The organism is Ruminococcus sp. NK3A76 (genome assembly GCF_000686125.1).
GTDB lineage: Bacteria > Bacillota > Clostridia > Oscillospirales > Ruminococcaceae > NK3A76.
On record NZ_JMMA01000002.1, the window covers coordinates 3,128,376 to 3,148,632 of the forward strand.

At 50.5% G+C, this 20,257-nt stretch carries 18 protein-coding genes; 8 read left to right on the plus strand and 10 right to left on the minus strand.

Annotation, left to right across the window (positions count from 1 at the left end; all coding sequences use genetic code 11):
- Window positions 1–335: 335 nt before the first annotated feature.
- Complete coding sequence (gene mnmE / locus CD05_RS0114500) at window positions 336–1,706, minus strand: tRNA uridine-5-carboxymethylaminomethyl(34) synthesis GTPase MnmE (RefSeq protein WP_028511084.1); 1,371 nt, start codon at window positions 1,704–1,706, stop codon at window positions 336–338.
- 290 nt (window positions 1,707–1,996) lie between these two features.
- On the opposite strand from mnmE, the gene CD05_RS0114510 reads away from it, so the two are divergent.
- The 8 genes from CD05_RS0114510 to tsaD all read left to right on the plus strand — a co-directional run bounded on the left by CD05_RS0114510 (window position 1,997) and on the right by tsaD (window position 11,761).
- On the plus strand, window positions 1,997–2,434 hold the full coding sequence (locus tag CD05_RS0114510) for a hypothetical protein (RefSeq protein ID WP_028511085.1): 438 nt from the start codon (window positions 1,997–1,999) through the stop codon (window positions 2,432–2,434).
- Window positions 2,435–2,499: 65 nt separating this feature from the next.
- On the plus strand, window positions 2,500–4,506 hold the full coding sequence (locus tag CD05_RS0114515) for a CotH kinase family protein (RefSeq protein ID WP_028511086.1): 2,007 nt from the start codon (window positions 2,500–2,502) through the stop codon (window positions 4,504–4,506).
- Between the two features lie 69 nt (window positions 4,507–4,575).
- A complete protein-coding gene (locus CD05_RS0114520; RefSeq protein ID WP_028511087.1) occupies window positions 4,576–5,844 on the plus strand; it encodes a GH25 family lysozyme in 1,269 nt (422 codons plus the stop codon).
- 1,109 nt (window positions 5,845–6,953) lie between these two features.
- Window positions 6,954–7,916: a tRNA dihydrouridine synthase DusB gene (gene dusB / locus CD05_RS0114530; RefSeq protein ID WP_037323060.1), complete on the plus strand. Its 963-nt coding sequence runs from the start codon at window positions 6,954–6,956 to the stop codon at window positions 7,914–7,916.
- A 401-nt stretch (window positions 7,917–8,317) separates the two neighbouring features.
- On the plus strand, window positions 8,318–9,151 hold the full coding sequence (gene rsmI / locus CD05_RS0114535; protein WP_028511090.1) for a 16S rRNA (cytidine(1402)-2'-O)-methyltransferase: 834 nt from the start codon (window positions 8,318–8,320) through the stop codon (window positions 9,149–9,151).
- The gene (rimI, locus tag CD05_RS0114540) at window positions 9,148–9,588 is read left to right on the plus strand and encodes a ribosomal protein S18-alanine N-acetyltransferase (protein WP_037323062.1); all 441 of its coding nucleotides are present in this window, start codon (window positions 9,148–9,150) and stop codon (window positions 9,586–9,588) included. The genes rsmI and rimI overlap by 4 nt, the downstream gene beginning before the upstream one ends.
- A gap of 2 nt (window positions 9,589–9,590) precedes the next feature.
- Window positions 9,591–10,301, plus strand: coding sequence for a methyltransferase (locus CD05_RS0114545; protein ID WP_037323063.1), 711 nt, complete (start codon window positions 9,591–9,593; stop codon window positions 10,299–10,301).
- Window positions 10,302–10,729: 428 nt separating this feature from the next.
- The gene (tsaD, locus tag CD05_RS0114550) at window positions 10,730–11,761 is read left to right on the plus strand and encodes a tRNA (adenosine(37)-N6)-threonylcarbamoyltransferase complex transferase subunit TsaD (protein ID WP_028511093.1); all 1,032 of its coding nucleotides are present in this window, start codon (window positions 10,730–10,732) and stop codon (window positions 11,759–11,761) included.
- A gap of 105 nt (window positions 11,762–11,866) precedes the next feature.
- Here tsaD and CD05_RS18930 read toward each other — a convergent pair whose 3' ends face one another.
- From CD05_RS18930 to serS, 9 genes are all read right to left on the minus strand, one after another.
- A complete protein-coding gene (locus CD05_RS18930) occupies window positions 11,867–12,298 on the minus strand; it encodes a DUF5071 domain-containing protein (RefSeq protein ID WP_051589052.1) in 432 nt (143 codons plus the stop codon).
- Between the two features lie 209 nt (window positions 12,299–12,507).
- Window positions 12,508–12,948, minus strand: coding sequence for a hypothetical protein (locus tag CD05_RS20095; protein ID WP_028511094.1), 441 nt, complete (start codon window positions 12,946–12,948; stop codon window positions 12,508–12,510).
- Window positions 12,949–13,027: 79 nt separating this feature from the next.
- Window positions 13,028–14,110 carry a radical SAM protein gene (locus tag CD05_RS0114565; protein ID WP_028511095.1) on the minus strand — a complete coding sequence of 361 codons (1,083 nt, stop codon included), beginning with the start codon at window positions 14,108–14,110 and terminating at the stop codon, window positions 13,028–13,030.
- A 2-nt stretch (window positions 14,111–14,112) separates the two neighbouring features.
- On the minus strand, window positions 14,113–14,559 hold the full coding sequence (locus CD05_RS0114570) for a hypothetical protein (RefSeq protein ID WP_028511096.1): 447 nt from the start codon (window positions 14,557–14,559) through the stop codon (window positions 14,113–14,115).
- A gap of 483 nt (window positions 14,560–15,042) precedes the next feature.
- A complete protein-coding gene (locus tag CD05_RS0114580; RefSeq protein ID WP_028511098.1) occupies window positions 15,043–15,585 on the minus strand; it encodes an NUDIX hydrolase in 543 nt (180 codons plus the stop codon).
- A gap of 2 nt (window positions 15,586–15,587) precedes the next feature.
- The gene (locus CD05_RS18940; protein ID WP_051589053.1) at window positions 15,588–18,053 is read right to left on the minus strand and encodes a YfhO family protein; all 2,466 of its coding nucleotides are present in this window, start codon (window positions 18,051–18,053) and stop codon (window positions 15,588–15,590) included.
- 15 nt (window positions 18,054–18,068) lie between these two features.
- Complete coding sequence (locus CD05_RS0114590; RefSeq protein WP_198021601.1) at window positions 18,069–18,602, minus strand: DUF5104 domain-containing protein; 534 nt, start codon at window positions 18,600–18,602, stop codon at window positions 18,069–18,071.
- 76 nt (window positions 18,603–18,678) lie between these two features.
- Window positions 18,679–18,939, minus strand: a complete 261-nt coding sequence (locus CD05_RS20960) for a hypothetical protein (RefSeq protein ID WP_028511100.1) — start codon at window positions 18,937–18,939, stop codon at window positions 18,679–18,681.
- Window positions 18,940–18,951: 12 nt separating this feature from the next.
- A complete protein-coding gene (gene serS, locus CD05_RS0114600) occupies window positions 18,952–20,244 on the minus strand; it encodes a serine--tRNA ligase (protein WP_028511101.1) in 1,293 nt (430 codons plus the stop codon).
- Window positions 20,245–20,257: the final 13 nt, after the last annotated feature.

Below are 20,257 nucleotides of genomic sequence, written 5' to 3' on the forward strand. Positions count from 1 at the left end.
TTCTCTCCGGGGGGGGGGTGGGGGCGGCCTCGCCATTCGGCATCGGCCGCCGGCGCTTCGCTCGGCTGTCGCCTCGCTTCGCTTGCCGCAAATGCGGCCGCACCGTGCCTTCGGCACGGCTCCCTGTTCGCCGCCTAAGTCGGCTCCGCCGATATGGAGCTCTGCTCCGTTTCAGTCGAGCTTGCGAGAATGAAACAATCTACGCAAGGGCTCTGCCGTTTTGTTCGAGCTTGCGAGAATAAAACAATACCCGCAAACTTTTTTTGAGGAAAAAAGTTTGACAAAAAACCTTTTTGCCCCTATGTTCTTTATTACTGTTTATCTTTTATTATTTTTTATTTTCCCACACAGAACTTTGCAAACACTTCATTTACCACGGCTTCTCCTGCCTTCTCTCCCGTCAGCTCCGCAAGGTGTTCAGCCGCCCTGTCTACAGTAACGGTCACAGCGTCGAGCGTCAATCCTGCTTCGAGTGCCCTGACAGCGTCCTCGATGCATTCCAAAGCCCTCTCGGCGCACATCTTCTGTCTCTCGTTTGCAAAAACGGTACTGTCGGCGTTGTAGTCCTCCGGCGTGAACATAGTCTCTATCATTCCCGAAAGCTCCTCACGCCCCTCGCCCGAGCCTGCACTTATAGCGATGATGTTGTCCGAGTATCTCTCAAACTCCGTCCTGTCCGCCGCCTGCGCCTTGTCCGTCTTGTTGAGCACGATGACGGTCTTCTTTTTAAGCCCTGCGATAAAGTCGAGCAGCTCCCTGTCCTCATCATCAAGCGGTGATGATATGTCAAACACAGCGATGATGAGCCTGCATTCTTCAAGCCTGCTCTTTGCAAGCTCCACGCCCATTTTTTCCACCGTGTCATCAGTTCCGTGTATCCCTGCCGTGTCGGATATCCGTAAGGTCACAGCCCCCAGCCGCACGCTCTCTTCTATTACGTCTCTCGTCGTTCCTGCAATGTCGGTAACTATCGAGCGGTCATACCCAAGCAGTAGATTCATAAGCGTTGATTTGCCGACATTAGGCTTCCCTGCGATGACCGTGTCTACGCCGTTTTTGATTATCATGCCGCTGTCGTAGTCTCTGAGCAGCCGCTTTAGTGCTTTTCTGTTTTCCTTGAGCGTTTCAAGCAGCTCGCTCTCGTCCACCTCGGGAATGTCCTCCTCAGGGTAGTCCACCCACGCCGCCAGCTCGCCGAGACTCTTTATCAGGCTGTCGCTTATCTTCTTGATGTCGGCATACAGCCTGCCCTTTCTTGCAAGCGCCGCCGATGAAAGCGCATAGTCGCCCTCAGCGCTCAGCATATCCGACACTGCCTCGGCCTGTGTCAGCGACAGCTTGCCGTTTATAAACGCCCTCTTTGTGAATTCCCCTGCCATTGCCGGCTCGCAGCCGGCCTCTATGCAAAGGCGCAGTATCTTCTTTGTGACGTATATCCCCCCGTGGCAGGATATCTCGCAGACGTCCTCCCCGGTGTAAGACTTGGGCGCTCTGAATACGGTGAGTACGGCATCATCTACCGTCCTGCCGTCCTTGTCCCTTACCTCTCCGTAGGCGCAGGTGTAGCCCTCCATGCTGCTCACTGCCTTGTCAGCAAAGGGATAAAACACCCTCTCAGCCGCCGCCAGAGCTCCCTCGCCGCTTATTCTTATAACAGCTATCCCCCCGACCCCGAGCGGAGTAGATATTGCGCAAATAGTAGACATTATCACATTTCCTCCATAAATATATCGTTCCCTTTCATTATACACCAGAACAGCCAAATAATCAATATGATAATATGTATTTTCCCCATACAGCCGGGTTTATCTTCGCAGATCTTATATCCGTCCGCCAATGTGACCTGTTACCTGAAAAAAGCATTGTGCAAACTGCCACGAACGCCCCGTTGCATATTGTATAAAACATCAAATAATTTATCATATCCTATTATGCTTTTTCCCTTGTATTGACTTTGTATTTGCTAAAAAGTATAATTGTATTTGGAGTGAGTGTTATGAACGGTATCAAAAATTTCACATTATCGCCCTTCCCGGAGGGCACAAGTATAGATAAGTTTTTTCAGTTCCATTCAGGCAGCTGTATCATAATGTCTATAGGCAGAGCCTCCCCCTCACAGGGAAAGGGCGAGTACCACGCCGTGCTCTACTATAACGGCTTTATACGCCATTTAAGACAGAGCGGTATCAGAACGTCCGAGCCCGGCTATCCGTTCGTTCAGGGTCTGCTCGATGCCGCAAGACTTATAAAGCGCCCCTGCCCCGTGATAATACTCACAGCAACAGACGCAGGCTTCGGCGACAGTAACAGCCCCAACAGGGTCTGCTGCGACCTTGTCATGCGTACACTGCTCACAGCCGGCTGCTCGGTCACAGTCACAGTGGCACACGGCAGGTCAGGCGAGCTTGCAAGGTTTATGGAAACGAAGATTTAGGCGATACACTTAACATATGCAAAGATATTAAACCCATATATAAGATAACGAAAGGAAGATCGCTTATGAAGAAGACCCGAACACTCAGCCTTGTAATGGCGCTTGCCATTACCTTTTCTCTCGCAGGCTGTAATAGATCATACTCCTCCTCCGGCTCATCTTCAGCCTCCGACAGCTCATCATCAGTAAAGACCGAGGATAAGCCCGACACCTCCTCTGATGATGAAAGCTCTGCTGATGACAGCTCCAAAGACGACGACTCATCTGCCGATGCCGAGCGTAACGAGAGCCGTGTCAAGTTCTCAGCCGAGGGAGGCGTGTATGATAAGGCCTTTGACCTCACCCTTGACTGCGGCGAGGGTAAGGTCTACTATACCACCGACGGCTCCGACCCTGCAGCGAGCAGCACAAGAATGGAATATACCGATAAGATAGAGATAAAGAGCCGTGCAGGCGACAAAAACGTAGTCTCGGCAGTCTCCCCGACGCTTATCTCCGGCAATTTCAATAAGATAGACTATGAATCCAAGACCTTCGTCTGCGAAAAGGAAGCCCCTGCTGACGATAAGGTCGATAAGTGTACAGTCATAAGGGCCTCCGCTCAGGATAAGGACGGTAAATGGTCGCCTACTGAAACTCAGACCTACTATATAGGAACAGCCGAGGAGCATATCAAGGGTCTTGCCGAGAGTGCCAAGGCCTGCGGCGGCACCCTTGCAGTTGTCAGCATCAGTACCGACTTTGATAACTTCTTTGACAGCGCTAAGGGCATCTATGTCAAGGGCGACCTGTTTGAGAATGACTTCAAAAAGCAGCTTGACAGCGGTGAATTAAATACCGACGGCGAGACAGCACGAAAGGGGATAGATGCCAACTATAAAGGCCGTGGCAAGGAGTGGGAGCGCCCCTGCCATGTCAACTTCTTCGAGATGTCACCCGACAGCACCACACAGCTCATATCGCAGGACTGCGGCATAAGGATACAGGGCAACTACTCACGCTCCGACCTTGTAAAGGGTCTGCGCCTCTACGCTAAGAAGGACTACGGCGAGAAGAAGTTCGAGGGCGATGTCTTCAAGGGCAAGGCAACTGATAAGGACGGCAATAAACTTGAGAGCTTCAAGACACTCACCCTGCGTGCCGGCGGCAACTGCGCATTCACGGCAAAATTCAACGATACCTATTGGCAGGACGTAAGCCAGTCGCTTGACTGCTCGACAAAGGCATCACGCCCCTGCGTGGTATACTTAAACGGCGAGTACTGGGGTCTATATGTCCTTGAAGAAGACTACTCTGATAACTATTTTGAAGACCACTACGGCGTTGACGATAAGCAGGTAGTTATCTATAAGGGCGATGCTGAGGAGTATAAGTCGGGCTATAAGCTCGATGAGGGCAAGCTGCCCGAGGGCGAGAACGAGGATTACTTCTTTAAAGACCTTAAGGATTTCTTCAAGACCCACGATGACCTTAAGAGCAAGGAAGACTATGAGGAATTCTCAAAACTCGTCGATGTTGACAGCGTGCGTGACTACTTCCTCGCCGAGGTCTGGATAAATAATAAGTGGGACTGGCCGGGCAAGAACTGGTCGATGTGGAAGACCGCCGAGGTCGATGAAAGCAACGAGTACGCCGATGGCAGATGGAGATTTTTGTTCTATGATATGGAGTTCGGCGGCGTCAGCGGTAAGAGCGATGCCTTCACCAACACCGTCAAGGAGGATAACTATAAGCGTAACGGCCTGCTCGATATGGACACCAATAACCCTGCCGTGCTCTGCTATGCATACCTCATGACAAACGACGACTTCAAGAAGGATTTCTGCGATAAGCTCGAAGGCCTTTCAAACGGCATCTATAAAAAGGATACCCTCCTTGCCGCCCTCGACAGTTATGAGAGCGAGTATGGCCCCCTCTATGAGCAGTTCTTTGACAGATATCCCGATACAGGCTCAAAGGACGAGGCCTTAAGCGGCGGCTATGCTTCCTCACAGTGTATCAGAGATTTCGTTGAAAAGCGTGAGGATAATATCTCCGGTATGATCAAGTGGATAGACCGCACACTGAAATAACTCCCGTAAGTTTTTCTCTTGGCTTTGATATTTCAGGGAGCGCCAGATCATAAATTGTAAGGTGAAAGAATGAAAAGCAAATACCTATCCGTAGTACTCGCACTGCTGCTGACCGGCTGCGGTGATAAGATATCCGATAACCCCGATGCCGTGAGCACCGTGGAGCAGACGACCGCCGCCGTCACCGAGCAGCCCGTAGAAACGACTACTACCACCACCGCAGCCACGACCACGGCGGTGACCACGAAGAAAAAGCCTAAAAAGCCTAAGATAGAGTATTCCTATAAGGATACCTTAGAGGTCTATCAGAAGCTCACCGTCTCCGACTGGCTTGAAGACTGTACAGTCGCCCCCGACGACGGCGATGCGCTCGTCCCGACCGATTCGGTGGGGACGCATAAGCTCACAGTCAGCTTCGGCGGTGAGGAAAAGACGATAAAGTATACCGTTGCCGATACCACAGCGCCTGTGTTTATCTATTGCCCGGACGTAATAACCGTGCATACCGGCTCGGGGTTTGACCCGAATATCAATACAGGCTTCGGCGATAACTTCGATAAAGCCCCTGCAGTCAGCTATGAGGGCACAGTCGATACCAAGACCCCCGGCGACTACGATATCATACTGACGCTTAAGGATTCAAGCGGCAACACCACCACCAAGACCGCTACCGTAAGCGTCGTCGATACTCTCCCCCAGGGTCGTACCGATATCCCAAAAAGCGACTTTGCCGACTTTAAGCAGGCCTATTCGTCAGACACCGCCGATGTCGGTATAGACGTCAGCTACTGGCAGGGCGATATCGACTTTAAGGCCGTTAAGAACGCCGGCTGCAGCTTCGTCTTTGTGAGGGCGGCGCACCACTCGGATAATATCTACCCCGATGAGAACTTCCAGAAAAACCTCACCGGCGCAATAGACGCAGGCCTTGATACGGGCGTGTATTTCTATAGCTCCTGCTCCTCCCCCGAGGAAGCGAAAGAGCACGCACAGTGGGTAGTAGATAAGCTCGCAGGCCGTGAGCTCCAGCTGCCCGTAGCCTTTGACTGGGAGAGCTTTGACCGCTTCCAGCGCTATGGAATGAGTATCCATGACCTTAACCTCTGCTATGACGCATTCCGTGAGGTCATCGAGCAAAACGGCTATAAGGCAGTTCTTTATAGCAGTAAGAGCTTCCTTGAAAGCTTCTGGGAGGAAGATAATAGCCGGGAGGTGTGGCTTGCACACTACGCCGAGCAGACAGATTATGAGGGAATGTATACCTATTGGCAGCAGGGACTATGTAATATAAGCGGTATCAGCGGCGATGTCGATGCAGATGTAAGATATAAAGAGTAAAAATATAGGCAACACCGCTGGGCCATTGTACGTCAGACACGCAGTCAAATTTTTCGTCAGATTGGCTAAATTTACCGCAGGAATACTAACGTATTTCAAGGTAAATTTGGGTAATATGACGGAAAATTTGCAAGTGGATGGCGTGCAAAGGTATCCGCCGGTGGCCCGGCGGTGTTGCCTATAATAATAATCAGAAAGTTTGACAAAAAACCAAAGCGTGTGAGTGCCAAAACGTAGGAGCATAAAAACACAAGAAGGTTTTTTGTCAAACTTTTTTCCTCAAAAAAAGTTTGCGGGCCTGGGCGGAGCCCAGCAGGGCGTGGGGCTGGCCCCACATCGGCGGCGCCGACCCGGCGGCGAACAAGTAAAAAAAACAGCACGCACTTCGAGCCTTAACGCCCCTTCCGGAACGAATTTGTTCGCCGCCCCCACTGCCGCAAACAGGGAGCCGTGCCAAAGGCACGGTGCGACCGCATTTGCGGCAGCCCTTGCGCAGCAAGGCAAAAAGCCGAAGCCGAATGGCGAGGCTCCCCCCCGGGGTGTCAGGCAGCTTGTGCGAGTGCTTTCATTCAAGGGAACTCTCTCGCTGCCCGAGGGATGGCGGCCTCGCCTTTCGGCATCGGTCGCCTGCGGCCTCGCCCTTCGGCTTCGGCCGCCGGCGCTTCGCTCGGCTTTCGCCTCGCCCTTCGGCTTCGGCCGCCGGCGCTTCGCTCGGCTTTCGCCTCGCTTCGCTTGCCGCAAAAGCGGTCGCTGCGCTCCCTGTTTGCGGCGTGGGCGGCGAACATTTTCCTTCGTTATGGTGTATCGTTCCCAAAGTTCTGAGCGGTTCCTTACTGTGTTCGCCGCCCCGGTCGGGCTTGCGCCCGATATGGAGCTCTGCTCCAAACTACGCAAGGGCTCTGCCGTTTTGTTCGAGCTTGCGAGAATAAAACAATACCCGCAAGCTTTTTTGAGGAAAAAGCTTGGCAAAAACCTTTTTGTCTTTTGTTCTTTATTACGTTTTTTCTTGTATTTCTTTTCTCATTTTCCCTCTTTATATTGCTCTTTCTCTCAAAATATGCTATAATGAAAATAGTATGCAAAAAAGCACTGAAAATCGAGGTCATAGAATGGAATATATCAATATCAAAAACGTGAAGATAGAAAAGACCGCCTGCCTCGCCCCAATGGCATCAGTGGCAGATGCGGCATACAGACTTATGTGCAAGCGCTTCGGTGCGGCGTATCTTATCAGCGAGATGATATCCTCAAAGGGTCTTGTCTACGGCGATAAAAACACCGCTAAGCTCTGCCGTGTGCTCGCTGAAGAACGCCCATGCGCTCTCCAGCTGTTCGGCGAGGAGCCTGAGTTTATGGGTCGTGCCGCAGCAATGCTTAACGACTTTCAGCCGGATATAATTGATATCAATATGGGCTGCCCCGTGCCTAAGATAGTCTCAAACGGCAGCGGCTCTGCGCTTATGAAAGACCCCGACCGTGCAGCGGCGATAACAGCAGCGGTGGCCGATAACGCAAAATGCCCCGTCACAGTCAAGATACGCTCCGGCTGGGATAAGGACAGTATAAACGCCCCTGAGCTTGCAAAAATGCTCGAACAGGCAGGCGCATCAGCAATAGCCGTCCACGCAAGAACAAAAACGCAGATGTATTCCGGCTCTGCCGACTGGGATATCATAAGACAGGTCAAGTCTGCGGTGAGTATCCCCGTTATCGGCAACGGCGATGTAAAGACCCCTCAGGAGTGTAAGGCTATGTATGAGCAGACCGGCTGCGACCTTGTGATGATAGGCCGTGGCTCTTACGGCAGGCCGTGGGTCTTTGAGCAGGTCAAGAGGTTTTTTGAAACAGGTGAGCTCCTCCCCGAGCCCGACCCTCCACGCAAGGCCGAGATAATGCTTGAACACGGTAAACTCCTCTGCGAGCTCAAAGGCGAGGAGCAGGGCATCAAGGAGATGCGCAAAAACGTCGCCTGGTATGTCAAGGGTCTTCCCAACAGCGCAAAGATAAGAGGTAATACGGATAAGCTGTTTACCTATCACGATCTGGAAATGATTGCAGAGATGATAAGATAAACTGGGATTTGTGGGGGAACAAAACACAAGAAGGTTTTAGGGTCAAGCCCTTTTCCTTAAAAAGGGCTTGCGGGGACGGGGGCAGAGCCCCAGCAGGGTTTGGGACAGAGTCCCAACGCCGTAGGCGCAAGGGCGGCGAACAAGTAATAAAAGCAGCAGAGTGTTTTGATAACAACAGCGCCGTGAAGAACGAATTGTTCGCCGCCCCGCCGCAAATGTCGAGGCGGCGCAGCCGCTGAGACCGTTTTGCGGCTGCCGCCGATAGGCGGCAAGAGCCGAGCGAAGCGAGGCGCACCAACCTCCCCTAAGGGGAGGTGCCTGCGAAGCAGGCGGAGGGGATAGCACCCACGGCAATGTATTGCCCCGATAAATTCCAATTTCTCCAAGAAAAGAGGAACAACATGAGTGAGCTTTATGTAGTAGGAACGCCTATAGGCAACCTTTCGGATATAACATACAGAGCAGTCGAGACACTGCGAAGCGTCGATTTTATCTGCGCTGAGGATACAAGGGTCACGCTTAAGCTGCTCAACCACTTCGGTATAAAAAAGTCGGTCATATCATACCACGAGCATAGCGCAGGCCAGGTCGCTGAGGGTATCTGTGAGCGTATCCTCTCAGGCGAGAGCGCAGCAATAGTCACAGATGCAGGTATGCCCTGTATCTCCGACCCCGGCGAGGGTCTTGTCAGGCTCTGCTATGAAAAGGGTATAAAAGTCACGGTCGTTCCCGGGCCTGTGGCGTGTGTATCAGCCCTTGCCATAAGCGGCCTTGATACAGCGCATTTTTCCTTCGAGGGCTTCCTGCCGCAGAGCAAAAAAGAGCGCCTTGCCCGGCTTGCAAGTGCAGCAAGAACTGAGAATACCCTCATCTTCTATGAAGCCCCCCATAAGCTCGTCAATACTCTTGAAGATATGCTCGAATTTTTCGGCGACAGACGTATCTCCCTTTGCAGGGAGCTTACTAAAATTCACGAGGAGGTCTTCCGTACTACTATATCGCAGGCAGTCGGGCACTATAAGCAGTCTCCCCCCCGTGGTGAGTTCGTGCTCGTTATCGAGGGCGCAGCCGCTTTGCAGGAGGAAGCCCCCCAGACTATAGAGTCAGCCCTCGAACAGGTCGAAGCACTCATAGGTAACGGTATGCGTGCCGCCGATGCCTGCCGTGAGATAGCTAAAGTCACCCCCTATTCAAAAGGCGAGCTCTACTCAAAATACTTAGAGGTAAAGAAATGAATATAAACGTAAGACAAGCACAGCCCGGCGACTGTAAGGCGCTTGCAGAGATATCCGCTCAGGCATTTTCCCAGCCTATGAGCGAGACAGAGTTCTTAAGAGAGCTTGAGACAAATTTCTCACGCACGCTTATAGCCGAAACAGGCGGCGATATCGTGGGCTTTATAAACATATGGCTCATAAGCGGCGAGGCTGACCTTAATAATATCGCTGTTATCCCTAAGTACCGCAGACTCGGTGTCGGCCAGGCGCTGCTAAGCCACGGCATTAAAGCCTGCGACGGCTGCTCGGTCATCACTCTCGAAGTGCGCCCCTCAAACACGGCGGCAGTCGCTTTCTATGAGAAAAACTGCTTCAAGCTCGTCGGCTACCGTAAAGCCTTCTATGAAAAGCCTACGGAAGATGCCGCAATGTATAAAAAAGTGTTGGTGAAATAAGAATGTATGACGATATAACAACAGAGATGCTCGGCGATAAGATAGAGATATTCATAAGTAAAGAGCACCGCTTCGGCACAGACGCTTTCCTGCTCTCAGACTTCGCAGGCGGCAGACATAAGGACTATGTGTGTGACTTCTGTACCGGCAGCGGCATAGTCGCCCTGCTTACAATAAAAAACTTCGCCCCTGCGCATATCGACGCTGTCGAGATACAGCCTAAGGCGCATGACCTCCTTAAAATGACAAAGCAAAAAAACTCTCTCGATACCCTCACCCCCCTCCTTTGTGACCTTAAGGACTATAAGTCAGAAAAGGAACTCGACCTTATCACCTGTAACCCTCCCTATAAGATAAGCGGTACAGGCGCTAAGAACGACGAGCAGGCTGTGAGTATCGCACGTCATGAGGTCATGTGTACGATAGACGATGTCTGTAAAGCCGCCGCTAAGAACCTTAAATTCGGCGGCCGGCTCTGCCTTTGCCAGCGCCCCGAGCGCCTTGCTGATATCTTCTCATCAATGCGTGCAGCAGGGATAGAACCTAAGCGCCTGCGTACAGTGCATAAAAACCCCGAGGGCGCACCCTGGCTTGTGCTTGTCGAGGGTAAAAAGGGCGCAAAGCCGTTCCTCACAATAGAAAAGCCCCTCTATGTCTGCGGCGAGGGAAATGAGCCCTCAAAAGAAATGCAGAGAATATATGGCTTTGCTTGACAGCAAAGCCAAATGCAGAATTAAGAATGCATAATGCATAATTATTGTGCGCCTGCGGCGAATGATCAGAAACAAGAATAAAAAGACAAAAAGGTTTTTTGTCAAACTTTTTTCCTCAAAAAAAGTTTGCGGGTCAAGGGCAGAGCCCTTGCGTGGTTTGGAGCAGAGCTCCATATCGGGCGTAAGCCCGACTAAGGCGGCGAACACAGTTAAAAAACGCTCTAAACTCTGGTTACGAAACACCATAACGAAGGAAAATGTTCGCCGCCCACCGCCGCAAACAGGGAGCCGTGCCAAAGGCACGGTGCGACCGCCTTTGCGGTAAGCCGATGCCGAAAGGCGAGGCCGTACCGTAGCGAAACGAGAGTGTCCCTTTGAAATAAGTATTCTGTCATTAGACCCAATAAAAAATAAGCGAGGTAACCGATATGTATGTTTTAGGAATAGAAAGCTCCTGCGACGAAACAGCCGCAGCAGTAGTCAAGGACGGCCGTGAGGTCGTATCAAACGTCGTCGCAACACAGATAGCCGAGCATAGACTCTATGGCGGCGTCGTTCCCGAGATAGCGTCAAGACGCCACTGTGAGAATGTCTATCAGGTGGTGCAGAAGGCTCTCGACGATGCGAAGCTCTCGCTGTCGGAGATAGATGCGATAGGCGTAACCTATGCCCCCGGGCTTATAGGTGCGCTGCTCGTCGGTGTCAGCTTTGCAAAGGGGCTCTCTCTTACATCCGGCGTGCCGCTTGTCAATGTCCACCATATCGCCGGTCATATAGCATCAAACTATATCTCCCACCCCGAGCTTGAGCCGCCCTACCTCTGCCTTGTTGCCTCCGGCGGCCATTCGCATATAATCGAAGTCACTGACTATACCCACTATAAGGTCATAGGCCGTACAAGAGACGACGCAGCCGGCGAGTGCTTTGATAAGGCAGCCCGTACCCTCGGCTTTGAATACCCGGGAGGAAAGTTTATCGACGATGCATCAAAACGAGGAGATGCCCACGCTTTCGACCTCCCCCACCCCCGTGTCCAGGGCAGTGAGTATGATTTCTCCTTCTCAGGCCTTAAAACGGCAGTGATAAACCTCGTCCATAACGCCTCGCAAAAGGGTCAGCAATTAAACCGTGACGATGTCGCAGCATCTTTCCAGCGTACAGTCTGTGAGATACTTGTCGGTAATACGATAAAGGCAGCCGTAAACGGCGGATATAAGACGATAGCCGTTGCCGGCGGCGTGTCTGCAAACTCCGGCCTGCGTGCCGCAATGCAGAAAGCCTGCGATGAGCATGGCTTCAGACTCTATGTTCCCGAGCTTAAATACTGCGGCGATAATGCCGCTATGATAGCAAGCCAGGGCTGCTATGACTTTATCTCCGGTAAACGTGCCGGTATGGATCTAAATGGTGTAGCCACCCTCTCCCTCGATACCCTCTCCGCCCAGACCCCGGCAGTCTGAAGACCCATCTTCCCTATACTATTCACTATTCATTCTTCACTATTCACTATTCACTGTTCCCGAACCACCCCGGCAGCATCAATAAACACAATGCCCCGAAGCGTTTCATATCGCTCCGGGGCATTGTGTTTGTTTTGTTTCGGTCTGTGTGCGGTGTTGCCTCAGGTATTCTTTCGCAGCCTCATCTGCCAATTCATTTCGCTCCCCGTCAGTAGGGTGTTCTGCGATCCTTCTTATCTCAGTGATCGTTCTGATGTCGTCCGGATAATAAGGCCATTCTGTAAGCAGATGCGCTATAATGTTTCTTTTCCATTCATCGTCTTTCTGCTCAGGCCTTAACAGATCAGGTAAGTATTTCTCGACAACACCCCGGTGACACGCAAGGACCTTTATCATGTATGCAGATACCACCCAGTTCATGTCCTGTATCCATTCAAGCAACTCGGGAACTATCGTATCTATCTCATTATCACTTAAGGCAACACCGCACGAAGATTGTGCGCAAATTGCGCAGTCAGCTTTTTCGTCAGATTGCACAGATTTTCCGAAGGAATACTACCGTATTTCAAGGAAAAAATGTGTAATATGACGGAAAAGATGCAAGCAAGTTGCGTACAAAGCCTTCAGGCGGTCTTTGTGCGGTGTTGCCTTAAAGACATCAGCATATTGAAAGAAGACGTGTCAGATCTGTCTTTCGGTATCAGATCGTTTATCACCATTTGTATGTCACCGTTTTTTGTATTGCCTTAATTGTATAGCTCGCCTCTGATAGTCCAGTAGACTTCAAGATCTGTGATATCAAGGTTGTCTGTGTCTTCCGCTCCGTTTAGGAACAGCGGCACTTTGCAGCCTGTGCAGCTGCTGTATTTCAGATCGGGAACACCGTTTTCGTCTGCCCATTCCTCGTAGAATGCTGCGGCAAGAAAGCCGTCAGGGTCATCAACGATCTCGTCAAGGAATGTCTCAAAGGGCATATCGGTGGCATAGGATTCGCAGTCAAAAGCATCGACCATTTTCACGTTGTTGGTAGCGCTGTCCACAAAATAAAGCCTGCCGAGCCAGTCATAGCCAAAGAATGCAAGCTCCTCTTTCAGCGCCGGGAAGACCTCTCTGAATATTCCCTTCCTTAACGTCCTCTTTCCTGAAAAACGTGAACAATCCGCCCACGAAGCTGTTGCCTGCCGCAAGCCCGAGGAATTCCTCTTTGTCTGCGCAGGCGGCCGTGCCGATATTCTCCGATGTGCTCAGTATCTTTTCAAACATTTTTCAAGTCTCCATTTGGCATTCTTGATCATGCATTATAAAGCATACCCTCTGCTCGTTTTTGTCAAAATCCCAGCTGTGATAAGAGCCTCCCTCGCAGAAGTCACGCTCTGCGCAGTCACGGCATTTCTCGCTTTTTTGCCATAACGGCGTGCGGAATATCTCAAACCGCTCTTTCCATACCTGCGTAAAATCGTCACGCAGAATGTTTCCCTGTATCGTCTCAGGCCGCCTCTCTATGTCAAGACAGGCAGCGATGTTGCCGTTTGCCATAATGCTTGCCGTGTATACTCCCGCATTGCATAAAAAGTACCAGTCTCTTACCTCACGCTCGTATTCAAGCCCTAAGTAGTGTGAGCAGCCGTACATCACAGGCCACCCCTCATACCTTTTAGTGCGTATAAAGTCGAGCATCTGCCGCTGCTGCGCCATGTCAAGCGTGTATCCGTCAAGCTCTAACGCCCTGCCTATCGGCTCTATCCCGATGACACGCCACGAGTCAACATCAAGCTCCTTCATCAGCTCAAAAAGCTCCTCCAGCTCGCCTATGTTTTTCCTCGTGACAACAGTCGTCACCTGTACTTCCTTGAATCCGCCCTGCATCAGCAGCTTTATTCCTCTCACCGCTTCGTCAAAGCCGCCCTTGCGCCTGCGGAAAGCATCGTGTGTTTCCCGAAGCCCGTCAATGCTCACAGATATCGTGGCAAGCCCTGTCTCTTTGAGCATACCCAGCTTGTCCTCGTCTATCAGTGTCGCATTGCTCGTCATTCCCCAGCGAAACCCCAGCTTGTGTGCATAGCCCATTATCTCTGCAAAGTCGCTCCTGAGCAGCGGCTCGCCGCCCGTTATGCAAAGCATCGGCAGCTTCGGCGAGAAATCCTTCTTCACCTTGTCTAAAAACTCAAAGTAGACTTCCTTCGGCATCTCCTCGGATACGACATCATTGCACCTGCTGCCGCAGTGCAGGCATTTTTCGTTGCACCTCAGCGTCAGCTCTAAGAAAAGCCTTCTTAGTTGCGGTTTTTTTCTCAGCTCCTGCCTGTATTCGTGGAGCTGCCTGAGGTGAGTGCATTTTATGCTTTCCATTCTCACTTGCCCTCGCTGCTGTCATCAAACCACTCCGGCGGCCCGTAAACGCACTCGTTGAAGTTATCGTCCGGGTCGTAATCGGTGTCCTTTGTAGTCTTTGCTGTCGTAGTAGTCTTCGGCTTTGCGGCGGTCGTCTCAGCCGGCTCCTCCTCGCTGCTGTCATCAAACCACTCGGGCGGCCCGTAAACGTCCTCGTTTAGGTTATCATTCGGGTCAAATTCCGTCTCAGTGGTCGTCTTCTTAGCAGCAGTCGTAGTCGTAGTAGTGGTAGTCGTCGTCTCGTCAGTCGTTATCTCAGAAGACTCATTCTGAGAGTTATCATACACCTTTATCTCGCTGCTCGGTGCAACGCTGTCCGGCGGCGGTCCATATGTGCAGGCGTGCATATTACTCATCGCAGTAAAAATCGTTCCTGCGATAACACCCTTCTTAAATCTTCTGAACATTAAAAGCACATCCTTTCGTCAACAGATGCATACTATGTTTTCAGCTCACGGCAAGTGCTTGCCGCCCGGGGGGCGAACCTCACCCCCCTGCCCCCTCTCCTTAGAAAGGAGAGGGGGGGTGGCGACCTCGCCATTCGGCATCGGTCGCCTGCGGCCTCGCCCTTCGGCTTCGGCCGCCGGCGCTTCGCTCGGCTGTCGCCTCGCTTCGCTTGCCGCCGCCTCCGGCGGCGGCTGGCCGCAAAAGCGGTCGCTTCGCTCCCTGTTTGCGGCTTGGGCGGCGAACATATCTGTTCCTTTGTGGGCTTTATGACTCAAAGTTTAGAGCGTTTCTATACTGTGTTCGCCGCCTGGTCGGCTCCGCCGATATGGAGCTCTGCTCCAAACCACGCCGGGGCCAGCCCCGGACCCCGCAAACTTTTTTTGAGGAAAAAAGTTTGACAAAAAACCTTTTTGCCCTTTTTTCTTTATTACTGTTTGCTCTTTTTACTGTTTGCTTTCCAGCAATATTTTCGTTTTCAGCAATGCTATCTGCGTCTTTGAATCAAGTATCTCGCCGTTCATCGTCATCTCAACAGCCCTTTCAAACGGCACCCTGAACACATCAAGGAATTCATCATCATCGAGCTTCTGCTCCCCGAAGTGCAGTCCTCTCGCAAGATACATATGTATTATCTCGCTGTCATAAGCCACAGTCGGATACAGCTTTCCAAGGTACACAAACTCGTCGCACTCAGCACCTGTCTCCTCTTTGAGCTCTCTCAGTCCGCACTGCCTGTGGTCTTCACCGTATTCGAGCTTTCCTGCCGGTATCTCAACAAGCTCCGTCTGGAAAGGATATCTGAACTGCTTGACAAGATATACGTTCCCCTCGTTATCTATCGGCACAACGCATACTCCGCCCGGGTGCTTTATAAGCTCTCTGTTTACGATGCTCCCGTCTTCAAGCCTTGCCTCGTCCTTGTATAGCTTGACCACCTTGCCGTCAAATATCAGCTCTGATCTTACGGTCTCCTCTCTCAGATGCATCATTATGCCTCCTTTTTCTTTGCCTTTTTCTTGCCGTTGTCTTTTTTGTCGTCAGGGTCATTCTTGCTTTTCTTGCTGAGATAGATGTATTCAGCAAGTGCCACAGCACTCACCCCTGTCATCACAGCACCGGCTCTTATCCCCGGTGTCACATAATGGAATACTATCTCGTTCTCCCCTGCCTTGCACCTTACCGCCATAAAGCCGTATGATGCTTTTACTATGTCAGCCTTTTCACCGTTCACCTCAGCGCTCCAGCCCTTAGTGTAGGGTACGCTGAAAAATACCAGCGATTCCTTGTCGAGCGTGTTCTTGGCAGTGAAGCCGTTCGTGTCGTATTCAAAGCTCTGGCATGAGCTCTCTGCCTTTTTCTTCGCAGTCGTCTCGTAATCGAGCTTTGTCAGTATATTCGATTCTGTGGAAGATCTTGCCAGTATGTCGGAATTCTTTTCTATCTCTTCCTCATCGAGCACCACTGCGTGCATTAAAATGTTTGTCTTCTTTAATGTCGGCAGCTCCTCAAACTCCTCCTCGGTTATGTATTCGTCGTATACAAAACCCATAGGCACGAAGTTTTCATTCTTGTAGATGTTGAAGCCGTTCTGTGTGCCGACGTACTTAAAGCCCGGCAGCTCCTCGTGCTCCTCGTTTAAAGCCGGCTCTTTCTTTTCCTTGTCCGAGCTGTACATATCTACCTGCTCGTCAAAGTAATACTTTACCGAGAAAAGCCCCCTGTACGCATAGTATTTCGGCTCGATACGGGAAGCGACGTTTCTTTCCTGCCCTGCCGTCTCGTAGAATTCCATTATCGAGGAAGGCACAACGCTCTGGAAGCACCTCATCGAGCTCAAGCCCCATATCATGCACCAGTTGTCTACATTGGGCGATGTGTCTATCCTGTAGAAGCTGTTGCTGCTTGCCTTTTCCTCGTCCGTTTCAAATTCCGTCAGGTCTATATTGTCACGCCCTCTTATAGCGTGCTCTATGTAGTAGTCATTGTAAGGCCCCTGCGCAACACCGTACCATACGCATACAGCCATGCTCACTATGCAGGCGCCTGCCGTGAAGAATGAAGCCACCCTCAGGAAGTTCTCCCTCTTTGCGAAATTAAAGAGCACCACCGCAAGCAGTATCGTCATAACGATAGCCGCTCCTGCCTGAATGTAATACAGCTCAGGATACTGCGCATTCTTGAACCATACTATCTTGTCGTCCTCTTTCTTAGGCAGCAGTCCGCATATCACAAAGAACATCGTTATCCCTGCCACCGGCCAGAAAGCTCTCTTTACCTCTCCGGGGTCTTCTTCGAGCATCTGTGCGGTCATCATAGCCATTATCAGAATTGGCATATAATACCACCTTGCGTAGTATGTCGATGTCATCATCTGATATACAGCATTGAGCCCTGGTATCACCATCATCACAAAGCTGGTGTATACTACCCTCTTTGCCCAGCTTTTCTGCTTTGTCCTTACAAATGCCAGTACGCCCGTCATCGAGAACAGCGGCATATAACCTGCAATAGATGCCCACCTTGCGGTGTCCGAATTGAATATGTTGTTTCTTGCAGGCATATCCGGCAGCATGAAGAAGCACTGTATTATCCTGAGTATCCTGAACTTGTCGTTGTATGCTATCAGGTCAGGCCCCCAGAAGCGCTCGGTAAGCCTTGGGTTGTTTATCGTGTCAAGACACGCCGGCAGGAATATGATAGCTGCGAGCATCACACCTGCTATCGACTCAAACGCAAGCTCCAACAGCTTTTTCGGGGTGATGTCGTAATCTCCGCCTATCATTCTTATAATAAAGTATATCGTAACGAATACTACCTCGTCAAAGAAGAAGTAGTAGCTTATGCAGGCGCATAAAGCCACAGCAAGAGCAAAAGCCCCACGCTTGTTCTGCCTGATGTTTAGCTCCATGCCTATCAGCAGCAGCGGAAAAACAGCCGTTGCATCGTGGAAGTGGTTGAAGAATACGTTGTACGCCTGAAATCCCGAGAATGCATACAGCATGGCACCTATAAACGCTGCGTCCTTGTTTTTTACAAACATTCTTATGTATGCATATGAGAACATCGCCGCACAGGCAGTCTTAACGCCGAGCATTACAGGTATCAGGTATACCTCCCACGACGGCGGGAAGATGACCGTCACCCAGAAAAACGGCGACCCGAGCAGATAGAACGAGTATGAGCCAATAAAGCTCGACCCGAGGTCAGTCCCCCAGTCCCAGCCGAAGGCACCGTTTTTTATCATCTCATTCGAGTGGTAGTAAAACATCTCCTGCTGCGAGTTGAAGTCGCCGTAGTAAAGGAATACGCCCTTGTTTACTATCAGCGACGGCAGAAAGCATATAAGCATCCCCACCATAGACAGGACAAACAGCAGTAAATATCTTTCCTTGTCATTTTTTGCCGGGAAAAGGTATTTTTTTATGTCCTTCCCCGTTAGTTTCGGTTTTGTCATTGCTATCCCCTTAGCTTATTTTATTATGCAGGCAATATTCCGCCCTGAAAAATCAATGCGCTGCTTGTATCCCTTTTCGTTTTGCAGACAGAAGAATATCAGCCCTATCTCGTCGGGGTCTTCATTTTTCATGCAGAAGTATGCGTAGACATAGTATTCCTCCCCGTCTATCTCGACCTTTAACGATTCGTTGTAATAACGGTTCTCATAAGTGTCTTTATATCTGTTTTCGTAATCTACGCCCTTGGCCGCATATTCAGATGATACCTTGGCCTCGCCCTTCGGCAGCGCTTTCAGAAACCGGTCAAGCTCACTTTCATAGCTCCTGCTCTCCCTTGCACTTTTGGCAAAGAGCTTGCCTATAAGCTCTCTGTCACCGCTTTGTGCAGCGTCTAAAAGCTGTCCGGTCACATCTCTTGCCGCCTTTTCGTAGGAAACAGTGTGCGCTCTCCATTCATCGGTCACTACCTCGTAATCCCTGTGAGATATCACATAGTCCTTTATCAGCGCACCGCCTATAAGCACCCCCGACCCTACCGACGGCAGCAAATACAGTATTCCCAGTATGATGCATACTACCGGTGATACCTTGCCTTTGTTTTTGTTATTTTTTCCGGTTGCACTGTTATGAATAGATAATGTCGGGTAGATAATTAACGGCAATAGACATCATCACCAATATGAGCAGTACAATAAATACCACACGGGTCGTAACAGAATCATTCGGTGCCGACTCTGACGTATCCTGAGTTTTTTTCTTTTTTATAATACCTCTTGTCAGCAGAATGATCCCTATAAGACAAGCAATGATGAGCACGATCTGCACAAAATGCTGCATATCGATCAATGTGACCATAAAGAATAAGAATGCTATGATCGATTCCATTTATACTATCTCTTATTTAGCGCATTTCTCCAGCTTGTCCTTGCCGCCCATGTACATTCTTAAAGGCTCGGGTATCCTTACGCTGCCGTCTGCCTGGAGATTGTTTTCCAAAAATGCGATAAGCATTCTCGGCGGTGCAACGACTGTGTTGTTTAATGTGTGTGCAAAGTACTTCTGACCGTCTGCGCCTGCTATCCTTATCTTAAGTCTTCTTGCCTGAGCATCGCCTAAGTTCGAGCAGGAGCCTACCTCGAAATACTTCTTCTGTCTCGGGCTCCATGCCTCAACGTCGCAGCTCTTTACCTTAAGGTCTGCAAGGTCGCCCGAACAGCATTCAAGTGTCCTTACCGGGATATCTAATGAGCGGAAGAAATCAACGCTGTTCTGCCAGAGCTTGTCGTACCACTTCATAGAATCCTCAGGCTTGCAGACAACTATCATCTCCTGCTTTTCAAACTGGTGTATGCGGTAAACGCCCCTCTCCTCGATGCCGTGAGCGCCGACTTCCTTTCTGAAGCAGGGGCTGTAGCTTGTAAGTGTCTTGGGAAGCTCTGCTTCGGGTGTGATAGTGTCTATGAACTTGCCTATCATCGAGTGCTCAGATGTGCCTATCAGGTAAAGGTCTTCGCCCTCTATCTTGTACATCATGTTCTCCATTTCAGCAAAGCTCATAACGCCTGTAACAACGTCAGAACGTATCATAAAAGGCGGAACGTAGTATGTGAACCCTCTGTCTATCATGAAATCTCTTGCGTAAGAAAGTATAGCTGAGTGAAGTCTTGCGATGTCGCCGCTTAAATAATAGAAGCCGTTGCCGCTTGTTCTTCTTGCAGCATCAAGGTCGATGCCGTTTAAGCTCTCCATGATGTCAACATGATAAGGCACCTCAAAATCAGGCACTACAGGCTCGCCGAAACGCTCTATCTCAACGTTCTCGCTGTCGTCCTTGCCTATCGGCACGCTTGCATCAATGATGTTCGGGATAACGAGCATTCTCTTTCTTATCTCAGCTTCATACTCAGTCTCCTTGACTTCGAGCTCCTCAAGCTCTGCACCGAAAGCCTTGACTTCTTCCTTTACCTTTTCTGCCTCGTCCTTCTGACCCTTGGCCATAAGGCCGCCTATCTGCTTGCTCTTGGAATTTCTTAAAGCTCTGAGCTCGTCGCAGCGTGTCTTTGCAGCTCTGAATTTTGCATCAAGGTCTATTACCTCGTCAACTAAAACGAGCTTGTCGTCCTGGAATTTCTTCTTGATGTTCTCCTTTACAACGTCAGGGTTTGTCCTTAAAAATTTGATGTCCAACATATAATTTTCCTCC

What these genes read in the sequence shown, in the direction of transcription:
- mnmE (WP_028511084.1), bottom strand. Translation starts at nt 1,706, where the DNA reads ATGTCTACTATTTGCGCAATATCTACTCCGCTCGGGGTCGGGGGGATA.
- CD05_RS0114510 (WP_028511085.1), top strand. Translation starts at nt 1,997, where the DNA reads ATGAACGGTATCAAAAATTTCACATTATCGCCCTTCCCGGAGGGCACA.
- CD05_RS0114515 (WP_028511086.1), top strand. Translation starts at nt 2,500, where the DNA reads ATGAAGAAGACCCGAACACTCAGCCTTGTAATGGCGCTTGCCATTACC.
- CD05_RS0114520 (WP_028511087.1), top strand. Translation starts at nt 4,576, where the DNA reads ATGAAAAGCAAATACCTATCCGTAGTACTCGCACTGCTGCTGACCGGC.
- dusB (WP_037323060.1), top strand. Translation starts at nt 6,954, where the DNA reads ATGGAATATATCAATATCAAAAACGTGAAGATAGAAAAGACCGCCTGC.
- rsmI (WP_028511090.1), top strand. Translation starts at nt 8,318, where the DNA reads ATGAGTGAGCTTTATGTAGTAGGAACGCCTATAGGCAACCTTTCGGAT.
- rimI (WP_037323062.1), top strand. Translation starts at nt 9,148, where the DNA reads ATGAATATAAACGTAAGACAAGCACAGCCCGGCGACTGTAAGGCGCTT.
- CD05_RS0114545 (WP_037323063.1), top strand. Translation starts at nt 9,591, where the DNA reads ATGTATGACGATATAACAACAGAGATGCTCGGCGATAAGATAGAGATA.
- tsaD (WP_028511093.1), top strand. Translation starts at nt 10,730, where the DNA reads ATGTATGTTTTAGGAATAGAAAGCTCCTGCGACGAAACAGCCGCAGCA.
- CD05_RS0114565 (WP_028511095.1), bottom strand. Translation starts at nt 14,110, where the DNA reads ATGGAAAGCATAAAATGCACTCACCTCAGGCAGCTCCACGAATACAGG.
- CD05_RS0114570 (WP_028511096.1), bottom strand. Translation starts at nt 14,559, where the DNA reads ATGTTCAGAAGATTTAAGAAGGGTGTTATCGCAGGAACGATTTTTACT.
- CD05_RS0114580 (WP_028511098.1), bottom strand. Translation starts at nt 15,585, where the DNA reads ATGCATCTGAGAGAGGAGACCGTAAGATCAGAGCTGATATTTGACGGC.
- CD05_RS18940 (WP_051589053.1), bottom strand. Translation starts at nt 18,053, where the DNA reads ATGACAAAACCGAAACTAACGGGGAAGGACATAAAAAAATACCTTTTC.
- CD05_RS20960 (WP_028511100.1), bottom strand. Translation starts at nt 18,939, where the DNA reads ATGGAATCGATCATAGCATTCTTATTCTTTATGGTCACATTGATCGAT.
- serS (WP_028511101.1), bottom strand. Translation starts at nt 20,244, where the DNA reads ATGTTGGACATCAAATTTTTAAGGACAAACCCTGACGTTGTAAAGGAG.